The following is a 12908-nucleotide window of genomic DNA, read 5'->3' as shown; positions in this document are numbered from 1 at the left end:
CAGAAACTTACCGCGCGTAGGCGAATCGCGGACCCCCGCCCCGTAAAAACCCGGCCACATCACCGGCTTCACGGGGCGTGGGGGCAACGAGGTTCAGTGGGCGACCAGCCGCGTGCTGAGCCACTGGAGCGTGGCGGGGATCTCCCGCCGCCAGGTGTTGAAGTTGTGCCCGCCGCTCGGAAGGATGATCGACGAAATCCTGGTCACGTTCGTCGCCTGCACACTCTTGATGAATCTGAGCGTGTCCTTGTAGTTGTGCTCGCCGACCCTGCTGCTGGTGACGAGCAGCGATGTCTCGGGCGCGGTCAGATGCCTGAGCGTCCAGAAGAGGTCGGATCGATTCTGCAGGTTCTTGTCACCGCGGAAGAGGTCCCCGGTGGTGGGATCGATCGGCGCCTTGTAGTACGGCGACAGGCCCGCGGCGGCCCCGTACGAACCCGGATGGTGCATGGCGATCTTCAGCGCACAGTAACCGCCGGTCGAGTCGCCGACGATGCCCCAGCTGGCGGGCGTCTTGTCGACCCGGTAGTGGGCCATCACCGAGTCGCGCAGGTCCTTTGCGAAGAACGTCTCGGTCTGCGGGCCACCGGGAACGTCCACGCACTCGGTGTCCCGCGGCGGCGCCACGGTCGGCCGCAGCATCACCAGGATCATCGGCTGCATCTTCCGCTGCCTGGCCAGCTGCTGCGCCGTACCGGGGTAGTGCAGCTTGTCCACCAGCGCCTGAGCCGTACCGGGGTAACCCGTGAGCACGACGGACACCGGGAACTTGCGCGCGCTGTTCTGTGGCTGGAAGTACTCCGGAGGCAGGTACACGAACGCCGGCGTGGCGATGTGCGTCGTACGGCCGATGATGTCGACCCTCTGGACCTGCCCGGCCACCTGTGGCAGCGCGCTGCTCGCACCGATGACCCGGGCCGTGGAGACGACCTGGACGGGGCTGTTGCCGCCGCCCGCTATATGGTCGACGACCACCCCCTGGCCGTTCTCCTGGCCGAACAGGTCCGCCCAGCTGGCGTAGAAGCCGAACGCCTGGTTGGCGGCGAGGCCCACCGAGGCGAACAGCGCCAGCTGGGTGGTGAGCAGTAGACCGACCCGCCCGCTGACGGCCCGCCAGTTCTGCCGGGCGAGCCGCGGCCACAGCCATACCGTGCCGAGGAACAGCAGCACGGCGAGGACGATCGTCAGCATCAGCACTTTGTTGCTCGTGAGACCCATGGGCTGTTCCTGCCTGCGCTCTCCGCCCGGCGCCCGCCCACACTTCGTCGCGAGGGCTTGCCCGAGGCTTTCCTTGGCCTTTGACCCGACTTTCCGGTGGGGAGTGAACCTCTCTCCCCAAGACACCGTCCTAGAGGGCGCAATGTCGCCGGATGCCCGATCGGGCCCGGGTCCAAGGTCTCTCGCAGAACTACGGGATGCGATGTCTGTCAGGATAGATGGGGAAATGTCGGGCGAGGTTCCGGGCCGATCAAGCCGGGCGCGGCGCATACTGCGCGGCCCGCGCCCCGAGGCCGCCCCCGTACTCGTCGGCAGGGCGGCCGCCCTCGTGGGCGTCCTGGACATTGCCGCGGGCGTGTTCCCGCGTTTCCGCCACAGCCGTATGCACGCCATCGCCGAGGTGCTGCCGGGCTCGTTCGGGCCCTTCGCGGCAGCGCTCTCGCTGAGCGCCGGCGTGCTGTTGCTGCTGCTCGCGCACGGGCTCAAACGGCGCAAGCGCCGGGCGTGGCGGGCCGCGGTCGCGCTGCTGCCCGCGGGCGCGGCGGCGCAGTTCACGTACCGGCACTCGGTCGTCGGCGTGCTCATCGCGGTGGCACTGCTCGTGCCGCTGCTGGTGCATCGTGACCAGTTCGCGGCCCTGCCGGACCCGCGCAGCAGGTGGCGCGCTCTTACCAACTTCGTACTCATGAGCGCCGGTTCTCTCGTCCTCGGACTCGTCATCGTCAGCGTCCACCCGCACCGGACGATCGGCGATCCGAGCCTGGCCGACCGGCTGACGCACGTCGTCTACGGCCTGTTCGGCTTCGAGGGCCCGGTCGACTACCAGGGCGACACGTCCTGGACCGTCGCCTTCTCCCTCGGCGCCCTCGGCTGGATCACCGCCGCCACCACCATCTACCTGGCCTTCCGCCCCGAACACCCGGCCGCCCGCCTCACCGAGGAGGACGAGTCCCGGCTGCGGGCCCTGCTGGAGAAGCACGGCCGCCGCGACTCGCTCGGCCACTTCGCGCTGCGCCGCGACAAGGCGGTCGTCTTCTCCCCCAGCGGCAAGGCCGCGGTCACCTACCGCGTCGTCTCCGGCGTGATGCTCGCCAGCGGCGACCCCATCGGCGACGTCGAGGCCTGGCCCGGCGCCATCGAGCGCTTCATGGACGAGGCCAAGGCGCACTCCTGGACGCCCGCCGTCATGGGCTGCTCGGAGACGGGCGGCGAGGTGTGGACCCGTGAGACGGGCCTGAACGCCCTGGAACTGGGCGACGAGGCGGTGGTGGACGTCGCGGATTTCTCCCTCGCCGGACGCGCGATGCGCAACGTGCGACAAATGGTCAAGCGCATCGAGCGAGCCGGCTACGAAACCCGGGTACGGCGTATTCGTGACCTCGGCGACGCCGAACTGGAGCGCATCCGGCGGGCGGCCGAGGACTGGCGCGGCACCGACACCGAGCGCGGCTTCTCCATGGCGCTCGGCCGCGTCGGCGACCCCGCCGACGGCGACTGCCTGATCGCCACCGCGCACAAGCAGGACGACGCGCCCGGCGAGTACGGCGACCTGAAGGCGGTCCTGCACTTCGTGCCCTGGGGCAAGGACGGCGCCTCGCTGGATCTGATGCGCCGCGACCGCAGCGCCGACCCCGGCATGAACGAACTGCTCATCGTCGCCGCCCTCCAGGCCGCGCCGAAGTTCGGCATCACCCGGATCTCGCTGAACTTCGCGATGTTCCGCTCCGCCCTCGCCCGCGGCGAGAAGATCGGCGCCGGGCCGGTGCTGCGCGCCTGGCGCGGACTGCTGGTCTTCCTCTCGCGCTGGTTCCAGATCGAGTCGCTGTACAAGTTCAACGCCAAGTTCCAGCCGCGCTGGGAACCCCGCTTCGTGGTCTACCGGAACAACGCCGACCTGCCCCGCATCGGGTTCGCCGCCATGCAGGCGGAGGGCTTCGTCGACCTCGCCCTGCCGCTCCCGCGCTTCCTGCGCCGGCGCAGGGCGGCCGCCGAGCGCCCCTGCGCGCACGCCATGGCGGAACGGGACGTCCGCGCGGCCTGAACGCCGCGGGACGGCCATGGGCACCGCACGCCCTGGTGGTGGTGCGGCCGAGAACGGGCCCGGGCGGGCACCCCAACCCCTCCAGCACAGGGGCTCCCGCCCGGGCCGCCGCGCGTTCCCGGCGCCCTGCTGGGCCTACGCTGAACGTATGAACAACCTCAGCGGGCGCGGCCGGGTGGCCGGCCTTCCGGTATGGAACCGGTGCGCGGTCATGGGTGTCGTCAACGTGACCCCCGATTCCTTCTCCGACGGCGGCCGCTGGTTCGACACGACCGCCGCCGTCAAGCACGGCCTGGACCTCGTCACCGAGGGCGCGGACCTCGTCGACGTCGGCGGCGAGTCCACCCGCCCCGGCGCCACCCGGGTGGACGAGGCCGAGGAACTCAGGCGGGTCATCCCGGTCGTCCGGGGCCTCGCCTCCGAAGGCGTCGTCGTCTCGGTCGACACCATGCGCGCCTCCGTCGCCGAACAGTCCCTCGCGGCCGGCGCCGCCCTCGTCAACGACGTCAGCGGTGGCCTCGCCGACCCCGCGATGATCCCGGTGGTCGCCGCCGCGGGCGCCCCGTTCGTCGTCATGCACTGGCGCGGCTTCCTCCAGGGCGGCAACGTCAAGGGCGTCTACGAGGACGTCGTCACCGAAGTCGTGGACGAACTGCACGCACGCGTGGAGGCGGTTCTGGCCGGCGGCATCGCCCCCGACCGCATCGTCGTCGACCCCGGGCTGGGCTTCTCCAAGGAGGCCGAGCACGACCTCACCCTCCTCGCCCACCTCGACCGCCTGCGCGCCCTCGGCCACCCCCTGCTGGTCGCCGCGTCCCGCAAGCGGTTCCTCGGCCGCGTCCTCGCCGGAGCCGAGGGCGCGCCCCCGCCGGCCCGGGAGCGCGACGCCGCCACGGCCGCCGTCTCCGCACTCGCGGCGCACTCCGGCGCATGGGCGGTGCGCGTCCACGAGGTACGCGCCACTGCGGACGCGGTCCGGGTCGCGCGCGCCGTGGAGGAGGCGCGTACGGCCGGCACGGCGCCGGACACGCGGAGTGAGCGCGGGGCGCGTGGAGCAGTGAGCGCGCCGAGCGCCGAGCAGGAACCCGGGGCGTGCGGCAGTGGGCGCGCGCCCGGCACCAGTGGTGAGCGCGCGGCAGAAGGAGCCCGGTGAGCGCCCCTCACACCGACGTCGAGCAGGTGGAGGCCGCCAACACCGCCTTCTACGAGGCGATGGAACGCGGTGACTTCGAGGAGCTGTCCTCCCTCTGGCTCACCCCCGCCGACCTCGGCGTGGACGAGGAGTACCACGACCCGGCGGACACCGGTGTGGTCTCGTGCGTGCACCCCGGCTGGCCGGTGCTCACCGGCCGCGGCGAGGTCCTCAGGTCGTACGCCCTGATCATGGCGAACACCGACTACATCCAGTTCTTCCTCACCGATGTGCACGTCTCCGTCACCGGCGACACCGCGCTCGTCACCTGCACCGAGAACATCCTCAGCGGCGGCCCCGCCCCCGAGGACGGCGCGGAACTGGGGCCGCTGGTCGGCCAGCTCGTCGTCGCCACGAACGTGTTCCGGCGCACACCCTCCGGCTGGAAACTCTGGTCGCACCACGCCTCCCCCGTGCTGGCGGAGAGCGACGACGAGGACGGCGAGACCGGCACGGACGGCGTGGAAGGTGTGGGCGGCGCGGATCCCGACGGCGGACCCCTCGCCTGAGCGGGTAGACGCTCCACAGAGGCCAAGAAGTGGTTGGAATCACCTACCCCGGGGTAGAAGCCGCTACCAGCCCATGACACGGCCGTGTTTCCCTGGGGAAACACGGGATGAACCCTCGTGGTCCCGGCCCGGGCCCGCGCCCCGCGGCCCGGCTTTGTCAGTGCCCGCAGGTAGATTCGTCCGGGGACGGTGTGCCGCCCGCACGTGGTACGGACCGGTCCTTCCCGACGATTGCAGGAGTGATTCGCGTGGATCGTGTCGCGCTGCGCGGCCTCAAGGCCCGCGGGCACCACGGTGTGTTCCCCAAGGAGCGCGAGGAGGGACAGACCTTCATCGTGGATCTCGTCCTGGGGCTGGACACCCGGCCGGCGGCGGCCGACGACGACCTGACGAGGACCGTCCACTACGGCATCGTGGCCGAGGAGGTCGTGGCCGTGGTCGAGGGTGAGCCGGTGAACCTCATCGAGACCCTCGCCGCGCGGATCGCCCAGACCTGCCTGAAGCACGAAGGGGTACAGCAGGTCGAGGTCTGCGTCCACAAGCCGGACGCGCCGATCACCGTCCCCTTCGACGACGTGACCGTCACCATCACCCGGAGCCGAGTATGACCCGACCTTTCCTCCAGGGTCACAGCGACCCGACCGTCCAGCCGGTGCCCGCCTCGGTCGTCGAGAAGGTCGACGCCGCCGACACGACCCTGCAGAACCCGAAATGGGCCGTCATCTCCATCGGCGCCAACCTCGGCAACCGCCTGGAGACCCTCCAGGGCGCCGTCGACGCGCTGGAGGACACCCCCGGTGTCCGTGTGAAGGCCGTCTCCCCGGTGTACGAGACGGAGCCCTGGGGCGTGGCACCCGGCAGCCAGCCGTCGTACTTCAACGCGGTCGTGGTCCTCAAGACCACTCTGCCCCCGTCCTCCCTCCTGGAGCGGGCACACGCCATCGAGGAGGCGTACCAGCGCGTCCGCGACGAGCACTGGGGCCCGCGCACCCTGGACGTCGACATCGTCGCCTACGCCGACGTCACCTCCGACGACCCGCAGCTCACCCTGCCCCACCCGCGTGCCCACGAGCGCGCCTTCGTGCTCGCCCCCTGGCACGACGTGGACCCGCAGGCCCAGCTGCCCGGCCGCGGCCCGGTGGCCGACCTGCTTGCGGCCGTCACCCGTGCGGGCGTCCAGCCCCGAGCGGACCTGGAACTCCGACTGCCTGAATAGTCGTTAAGGTCAAGACGACTCGAACGACAAGGTCGAGACGACCGCAGTCCGGACCGGTCCGGGGGAGCTGAAGGGACACCGTGAGAGAGCTGCGCATCAGGTTGCTGGCAGGCGTGTTCGTCGTGGCCGGCATCCTGTCCTGGGCGGGCGCCCGCCTCTGGAACTCGATCGGGACCCTTCCCAGCGTCCCCCTGGCCGCCCCCATCGTGCTCGCCCTGATCGCGGTGGTCCTGCTCTCGACGGCGCTCTCCCTGCGCGCCCGTCTCAGGGCCCAGCGCGAGCGCCGCCCCGGCGCAAAGGGCGTCGACCCCCTGATGGCCGCCCGCGCGGTCGTCTTCGGTCAGGCCAGCGCCCTGGTCGCCGCCCTCGTCTCCGGCATGTACGGCGGCACGGGCGTCTTCCTGCTGGAGCTTCTCGACATCTCCGCCCGCCGTGACCAGGCCGTGTACGCCGGCTTCTCGGTCCTGGCCGGCATCGGTGTCATAGCGGCGGCCCTGTTCCTGGAGCGGGTGTGCAAGCTCCCGGAGGACGAGGACCAGAACCCCCCGGGAGCGGAACCGGCGGCCTGACCGCCGGTTTCCCCAAGCAGCGGTTCAGCGCGCCATGATCAGGCTCATGGCCTCGTTCCGCGTCGCCGCGTCCCGCAGCTGACCGCGCACGGCGGACGTTATGGTCTTCGCGCCCGGCTTGCGGATGCCGCGCATGGACATGCACATGTGCTCGCACTCGACGACCACGATGACGCCCCGCGGCTCCAGGATCTCCATCAGGGAGTCCGCGATCTGCGTGGTGAGCCGTTCCTGCACCTGCGGCCGACGGGCATAGACGTCCACCAGGCGGGCCAGCTTGGACAGACCGGTGATCTTTCCGGTCACGGACGGGATGTAGCCGACGTGGGCGACGCCCCGGAACGGCACCAGATGATGCTCACAAGTGGAGTACACCTCGATGTCCTTCACGAGCACCATCTCGTCGTGGCCGAGGTCGAACGTCGTGGTGAGCACGTCCTCGGGCCGCTGCCACAGGCCCGCGAAGATCTCCCTGTAGGCCCGCGCCACGCGCGCCGGTGTCTCCCTGAGGCCCTCCCGGTCCGGGTCCTCGCCGACCGCGATCAGCAGTTCCCGTACGGCGTTCTCGGCGCGCTTCTCGTCGAATTCGCCGATGGGGGCTTCGCCGTCCAGCGTCACCGGGTCGGTCATGTGCTTCCTCGATCCTGTACCTCTGTCGCGTGGCGGCGGCCACGCGCGTGCATGCGGACATACGAACGCCGCGCCCCCAGGCTAAAACCTGGTGGGCGCGGCGTTCATTCCAGGCCGATTGGCCGAAACGCGGTCAGCTCTCCGGACGGTCCTCCGGAGTCTGGTCCGTCACCGGGGCGGACTCCGCGGCCGTGGACTTGGCCGTGCTGATCGCGGCCGTCGCGCCGTTCGCGCCGTTCGTCAGTGCCAGCTCCTTCGGGGAGAGCACCGGCGGGCGGGTGGACGGCGTGCGGCGGGAGGAGCCGGTCCAGGCGGGCCGCGGCGGGCGCTTGACGATGGGGGCGAAGACCTCGGCGATCTCCTCCTTGCCCAGGGTCTCCTTCTCCAGCAGGTGAAGGACGAGCTGGTCGAGCACGTCGCGGTTCTCGACCAGGATCTCCCAGGCCTCGTTGTGCGCGGTCTCGATGAGCTTCTTGACCTCTTCGTCCACCAGCGCGGCGACCTCTTCCGAGTAGTCGCGCTGGTGAGCCATCTCACGTCCGAGGAAGGGCTCGCTGTTGTCGCCACCGAACTTGATGGCGCCGAGCCGCTCGGTCATGCCGTACTGGGTGACCATCGCGCGGGCCAGGTTGGTGGCCTTCTCGATGTCGTTCGCGGCGCCGGTGGTCGGGTCGTGGAAGACCAGTTCCTCGGCGGCGCGGCCGCCCAGCATGTAGGCGAGCTGGTCGAGCATCTCGTTGCGCGTGGTCGAGTACTTGTCCTCGTCCGGCAGGACCATCGTGTAGCCGAGGGCACGGCCGCGGGACAGGATCGTGATCTTGTGGACCGGGTCGGAGTTCGGCGAGGCCGCCGCGACCAGGGCGTGACCGCCCTCGTGGTACGCGGTGATCTTCTTCTCCTTGTCCGACATGATCCGGGTCCGCTTCTGCGGGCCCGCGACCACACGGTCGATCGCCTCGTCCAGCGCTCGGTTGTCGATCAGCTTCTGGTCGCCGCGGGCCGTCAGGAGGGCCGCCTCGTTCAGCACGTTCGCGAGGTCGGCGCCCGTCATGCCGGGGGTGCGGCGGGCGACGGCGGACAGGTCGACGTCGGGCGCGACCGGCTTGCCCTTCTGGTGGACCTTGAGGATCTCCAGGCGGCCCTGCAGGTCCGGCGGGTCGACCGCGATCTGCCGGTCGAAGCGGCCGGGGCGGAGCAGTGCCGGGTCGAGGATGTCCGGGCGGTTCGTGGCGGCGATGAGGATCACGCCGCCCTTGACGTCGAAGCCGTCCATCTCGACGAGCAGTTGGTTCAGGGTCTGCTCGCGCTCGTCGTGACCACCGCCGAGGCCGGCGCCGCGATGGCGGCCGACCGCGTCGATCTCGTCGACGAAGACGATCGCCGGGGCGTTCGCCTTGGCCTGCTCGAACAGGTCACGGACCCGGGAGGCACCGACACCGACGAACATCTCGACGAAGTCGGAGCCGGAGATCGAGTAGAAGGGGACACCTGCCTCGCCGGCAACGGCGCGGGCGAGGAGGGTCTTACCGGTACCGGGGCGGCCGTAGAGCAGCACACCCTTGGGGATCTTGGCGCCGACGGCCTGGAACTTGGCCGGCTCCTGCAGGAACTCCTTGATCTCGTGGAGTTCCTCGACGGCCTCGTCGCAGCCGGCGACGTCGGAGAAGGTGGTCTTCGGGGTGTCCTTGGTGATGAGCTTGGCCTTGGACTTGCCGAAGTTCATGACCCGGGAGCCGCCGCCCTGCATCTGGTTCATCAGGAACAGGAAGACGACCACGATGAGGACGAAGGGCAGCAGGGAGAGCAGGACACCGACGAACGGGTTCTGCTTGGACGGCGAGACCGTGTAGCCGTCCGGAATCTGCTTGTCCTGGTACTTGGTCTGCAGCTGGCCGGCGATGGTCACGCCCTGGTCGCCGATGTAGCTCGCCTGGATCTTGGAGCTGCCGTCGACCTTCTGGCCGTCCTTGAGGGTGACCTTGATGGTCTGCTCGTCGCCGGTGGTGAGCTTGGCCGACTGGACCCTGTTGTCAGTGATCGCTGCGACGACCTGGCCGGTGTCCACCGTCTTGTAGCCGCCGGACGAGCCGACGACCTGCATCAACACGACCACGGCAAGGACGGCCAGCACGATCCACATGACCGGCCCACGGAAGTATCGCTTCACGTCCATCCATACGGAGCGGTGCCGCCCCGTCCCTCCTGCCATAGTGAGTTTGATAAGACAGTTCTTCTGACGGTACCCCAGCGTGGTGGTCCGAAGCCGCACGAAGTCCGCTTCGAGGGGCCGGGGAGCCCGTCTCTGCATGCTTCAACGGCCTGGAACCCGCCGGGGTTCCCGATCGTCCTACAAGGCTTGAGCCGAGTGGCTCACACCACCCGGTGCGGCTCAGCCGCCGTAGACGTGGGGCGCGAGCGTACCGACGAACGGCAGGTTCCGGTACTTCTCGGCGTAGTCGAGGCCGTAGCCGACGACGAACTCGTTGGGGATGTCGAAGCCGACCCACTCGACGTCGATGGCGACCTTGGCGGCGTCCGGCTTGCGCAGCAGCGTGCACACCTTCAGGGAGGCGGGCTCGCGGGAGCCGAGGTTGTTGATCAGCCAGGACAGGGTCAGGCCTGAGTCGATGATGTCCTCGACGATCAGGACGTGCTTGCCCTTGATGTCGGTGTCGAGATCCTTGAGGATCCGCACGACGCCGGAGGACTGGGTGCCCGCGCCGTAGGAGGACACGGCCATCCAGTCCATGGTGACGGGGGTGGACAGCGCCCGGGCGAGGTCCGCCATGACCATCACGGCGCCCTTGAGGACGCCGACGATGAGCAGGTCCTTGCCCGCGTACTCCGCGTCGATCTTCGCGGCCAGCTCGGCCAGCTTCGCGTCGATCTCTTCCTTGGTGATGAGCACCTGCTGGAGGTCGGCACCCATGTCTTTCGCGTCCACCCGCATCACTTTCGGTCGTCCCGCACTTACGGCCGCAGTCCACGGCCACCGGCTGCCCGGACCGGCCGCCGGAGGATCGCTCCGCGGGGCCGGGATTCAGCCTTGCCGAATCACCAGTCTGCCACCCTGCCGCTGTGCGACGACTTTGCCCGGGAGATTGATGGCTCCCTGGCCGCGCCAGCCGGTGATCAGGCGGTCGACTTCCTCGATGTGGCGGGCGAACAGCGAACCGGCCGGGGCGCCGGCCTCGATGGCGGCGCGGCGCAGGATGCGGCGGCGCACGGCGGGCGGGAGGGCGTAGAGCTTGGCGCACTCCAGCAGGCCTGCCGCGTCGCGTACGGAGGCCTCGGCCTGGCTGGCCCAGGCGTCGAGGGCGTCGGCGTCGTCGCGGGAGAGCTGGGCGGTGCGGGCGAGCGCCTCCACGACCCCTTTGCCGAGGGCCTTCTCCAGGGCGGGCAGGCCTTCGTGCCGCAGCCGGGAGCGGGTGTAGGCGGGGTCGGTGTTGTGAGGATCGTCCCAGACGGGGAGGGACTGGACCATGCAGGCCTTGCGGGCGGTCTGCCGGTCGAGTGCCAGGAAGGGGCGCCGGTAACGGCCGTCGGCCCCCGAGACCGCGGCCATGCCGGACAGGGAGCGGATGCCGGAGCCGCGGGCGAGGCCGAGCAGGACGGTTTCGGCCTGGTCGTCGCGGGTGTGGCCGAGCAGGACGGCGGTGGCGCCGTGGTGTTCGGCGACGGCGTCGAGGGCGGCGTAGCGGGCGTCGCGGGCGGCGGCCTCGGGCCCGCCGTCGCGGCCCACGGTGACGGCGATGGACTCGACCGGGTCGAGGCCGAGTTCGCGCAGGCGCAGGACGACCTCGTCGGCGCGGAGGTCGGAGCCGGGCTGGAGGCTGTGGTCGACGGTGACGCCCCCGGCGCGGATGCCGAGCTTGGGCGCTTCGAAGGCGAGGGCGGAGGCGAGGGCCATGGAGTCGGCGCCGCCGGAGCACGCGACGAGCACGAGCGGGGAGGGGAGCCGCTCGGCTGTCCGGTCCGGGTGCTCGCCGAGGGCCTGCCGACCGGGGCCGCCGAGGGCCTGCCGGGCCTGCCGACCGGGCTCGCCCAGGGCCGGCCGGCCCGGGCCGACGGAGGTCCGTACGCCGGGGCTGCCGGAGGTCTGGTGGTCGTTGAGGATGTCATGGAGGACGCGGCGGACCGCCAGGCGTATCGCCGCGACCGCAGGATGGGGACCCATGTCCGGTTCCCTTCATGAAGTTTTCGGGGGGTGAGCCCGAGTCGGTCACTCAGAGTGTGTAGATGGTGACAGAAGCGGGCGGTTCCCCGAGCATTGCACGCCTACGCATGGCTCACGGTCCCTCGGACGGGTGATTGGAGGGGCGTTCGCCTGCCGTCGGCCGGATTCGATTCACGACGTGTCCATGCCGTTCACGACTCGGCCTTGCGGTGCACCCTCGCGACCCAGTCCGCCGGTTTGGCGATCTCCGCCTTGGTGGGCAGGGTGTTGGGCGAGGTCCACACGCGGTTGAAGCCGTCGATGCCGACCTGCTCGACGACGGCCCGTACGAACCGTTCGCCGTCCCTGTACTGCCTGAGTTTGGCGTCCAGACCGAGCAGCTTGCGCAGGGCGAGGTCGAGGCGGGAGGCACCCTTGGCGCGTCGCTGCTGGAACTTCTCGCGGATCTCCGCCACGGTCGGTACGACGCTGGGGCCGACGCCGTCCATCACGTAGTCGGCGTGGCCCTCCAGCAGGGACATGACGGCGGTGAGACGGGCGAGGATCTCGCGCTGGGCGGGGGTCTGCACCAGCTCCACGAAAGAGCGGCCGCCGTCCTCCCCCGCCTCGCCCTCGGGACGGCCTCCGGCGAGGGACTGGGCGGCTTCCCTGATGCGCTCCAGGAAGGTCATCGGGTCGACGTCGGTCTCCGCCAAGAACGACTGGATTTCGCCCTCGAGGTGGTCGCGCAGCCAGGGCACGGCCGTGAACTGGGTGCGGTGGGTCTCCTCGTGCAGGCACACCCACAGCCGGAAGTCGTGGGGTTCCACGTCGAGTTCGCGCTCGACGTGGACGATGTTGGGTGCGACGAGCAGGAGGCGGCCGCCGCCGTTCTCGCCGGCCGGGAGGTCGCGGGTGGCGGGGGCGAAGGTCTCGTACTGGCCGAGGACGCGGGAGGACAGGAACGACAGCAGCATGCCGAGTTCCACGCCGGTGACCTTGCCGCCGACGGTGCCGAGGACGGCGTTGCCGGGGCTGCCGGCGCGCCGTTCCTGCATCTTCTCCAGGAGCGGCCGGAGGATCTCGCGGAAACCGGCGACGTTGGCGCGGACCCAGCCGGGCCGGTCGACGACCAGGACGGGGGTGTCGTGGATCTCGTCGGTGCCCATACGAGTGAAGCCCCGGACGTGTTCCTCCGAGGCCTTGGCGTGCCGGCGCAGTTCCGCGACGACGGCGCGGGCCTCGTCGCGGCTGACGTCGGGGCCCGGTCGTACGAGCCGTGTCGCGGTTGCCACCGCGAGGTTCCAGTCGACCATCCCGGGAGATGTGGTGCCACCGAAGCCAGTCATGTCGTCAACCGTACGGGAACGCTCCCGC

General features: G+C 70.4%; 12 protein-coding genes. 6 read left to right on the top strand and 6 right to left on the bottom strand.

Translation table 11 applies throughout. The annotated features are described in order from the left end of the window. Positions 1-93 precede the first annotated feature (93 nt). Positions 94-1218 carry an alpha/beta hydrolase gene (locus tag SRB17_RS21355; protein WP_153540941.1) on the bottom strand — a complete coding sequence of 375 codons (1125 nt, stop codon included), beginning with the start codon at positions 1216-1218 and terminating at the stop codon, positions 94-96. Positions 1219-1444: 226 nt separating this feature from the next. On the opposite strand from SRB17_RS21355, the gene SRB17_RS21350 reads away from it, so the two are divergent. The 6 genes from SRB17_RS21350 to SRB17_RS21325 all read left to right on the top strand — a co-directional run bounded on the left by SRB17_RS21350 (position 1445) and on the right by SRB17_RS21325 (position 6745). Continuing rightward, positions 1445-3259, top strand: coding sequence for a phosphatidylglycerol lysyltransferase domain-containing protein (locus tag SRB17_RS21350; protein WP_153540938.1), 1815 nt, complete (start codon positions 1445-1447; stop codon positions 3257-3259). Positions 3260-3407: 148 nt separating this feature from the next. Then, entirely contained in the window at positions 3408-4412 is a 1005-nt protein-coding gene (gene folP, locus SRB17_RS21345; RefSeq protein ID WP_153540935.1) for a dihydropteroate synthase, read from the top strand. After that, positions 4409-4960: a nuclear transport factor 2 family protein gene (locus SRB17_RS21340; protein ID WP_323376020.1), complete on the top strand. Its 552-nt coding sequence runs from the start codon at positions 4409-4411 to the stop codon at positions 4958-4960. Before folP ends, SRB17_RS21340 begins: the two co-directional genes overlap by 4 nt. Before the next feature lie 248 nt (positions 4961-5208). Further along, positions 5209-5568, top strand: a complete 360-nt coding sequence (gene folB / locus SRB17_RS21335) for a dihydroneopterin aldolase (protein WP_323376019.1) — start codon at positions 5209-5211, stop codon at positions 5566-5568. Next, positions 5565-6176 carry a 2-amino-4-hydroxy-6-hydroxymethyldihydropteridine diphosphokinase gene (gene folK / locus SRB17_RS21330; RefSeq protein ID WP_153540933.1) on the top strand — a complete coding sequence of 204 codons (612 nt, stop codon included), beginning with the start codon at positions 5565-5567 and terminating at the stop codon, positions 6174-6176. The genes folB and folK overlap by 4 nt, the downstream gene beginning before the upstream one ends. An 80-nt stretch (positions 6177-6256) precedes the next feature. Continuing rightward, positions 6257-6745 (top strand): DUF3180 domain-containing protein, encoded by a 489-nt coding sequence (locus tag SRB17_RS21325; protein WP_323376018.1) that lies wholly within the window; start codon positions 6257-6259, stop codon positions 6743-6745. A 24-nt stretch (positions 6746-6769) separates the two neighbouring features. On the opposite strand, the gene folE is transcribed toward SRB17_RS21325, so the two are convergent. The 5 genes from folE to SRB17_RS21300 form a co-directional block, all read right to left on the bottom strand. Next, positions 6770-7375 (bottom strand): GTP cyclohydrolase I FolE, encoded by a 606-nt coding sequence (gene folE, locus SRB17_RS21320; RefSeq protein ID WP_153540932.1) that lies wholly within the window; start codon positions 7373-7375, stop codon positions 6770-6772. 133 nt (positions 7376-7508) lie between these two features. Beyond that, on the bottom strand, positions 7509-9548 hold the full coding sequence (ftsH, locus tag SRB17_RS21315; RefSeq protein WP_194294079.1) for an ATP-dependent zinc metalloprotease FtsH: 2040 nt from the start codon (positions 9546-9548) through the stop codon (positions 7509-7511). Between the two features lie 216 nt (positions 9549-9764). Further along, complete coding sequence (hpt, locus tag SRB17_RS21310) at positions 9765-10325, bottom strand: hypoxanthine phosphoribosyltransferase (RefSeq protein ID WP_031165039.1); 561 nt, start codon at positions 10323-10325, stop codon at positions 9765-9767. Between the two features lie 90 nt (positions 10326-10415). After that, positions 10416-11552 carry a tRNA lysidine(34) synthetase TilS gene (tilS, locus tag SRB17_RS21305; RefSeq protein WP_153540931.1) on the bottom strand — a complete coding sequence of 379 codons (1137 nt, stop codon included), beginning with the start codon at positions 11550-11552 and terminating at the stop codon, positions 10416-10418. Positions 11553-11743: 191 nt separating this feature from the next. After that, positions 11744-12880 (bottom strand): zinc-dependent metalloprotease, encoded by a 1137-nt coding sequence (locus tag SRB17_RS21300; RefSeq protein ID WP_153540920.1) that lies wholly within the window; start codon positions 12878-12880, stop codon positions 11744-11746. Positions 12881-12908 lie beyond the last annotated feature (28 nt).

This window comes from Streptomyces sp. RB17 (assembly GCF_009604455.1).
Classification (GTDB): Bacteria; Actinomycetota; Actinomycetes; order Streptomycetales; family Streptomycetaceae; genus Streptomyces.
This window is presented reverse-complemented; position numbering and strand designations above follow the sequence as displayed.

What these genes read in the sequence shown, in the direction of transcription:
- SRB17_RS21355 (WP_153540941.1), bottom strand. Translation starts at nt 1,218, where the DNA reads ATGGGTCTCACGAGCAACAAAGTGCTGATGCTGACGATCGTCCTCGCC.
- SRB17_RS21350 (WP_153540938.1), top strand. Translation starts at nt 1,445, where the DNA reads ATGTCGGGCGAGGTTCCGGGCCGATCAAGCCGGGCGCGGCGCATACTG.
- folP (WP_153540935.1), top strand. Translation starts at nt 3,408, where the DNA reads ATGAACAACCTCAGCGGGCGCGGCCGGGTGGCCGGCCTTCCGGTATGG.
- folK (WP_153540933.1), top strand. Translation starts at nt 5,565, where the DNA reads ATGACCCGACCTTTCCTCCAGGGTCACAGCGACCCGACCGTCCAGCCG.
- folE (WP_153540932.1), bottom strand. Translation starts at nt 7,375, where the DNA reads ATGACCGACCCGGTGACGCTGGACGGCGAAGCCCCCATCGGCGAATTC.
- ftsH (WP_194294079.1), bottom strand. Translation starts at nt 9,548, where the DNA reads ATGGACGTGAAGCGATACTTCCGTGGGCCGGTCATGTGGATCGTGCTG.
- hpt (WP_031165039.1), bottom strand. Translation starts at nt 10,325, where the DNA reads ATGCGGGTGGACGCGAAAGACATGGGTGCCGACCTCCAGCAGGTGCTC.
- tilS (WP_153540931.1), bottom strand. Translation starts at nt 11,552, where the DNA reads ATGGGTCCCCATCCTGCGGTCGCGGCGATACGCCTGGCGGTCCGCCGC.
- SRB17_RS21300 (WP_153540920.1), bottom strand. Translation starts at nt 12,880, where the DNA reads ATGACTGGCTTCGGTGGCACCACATCTCCCGGGATGGTCGACTGGAAC.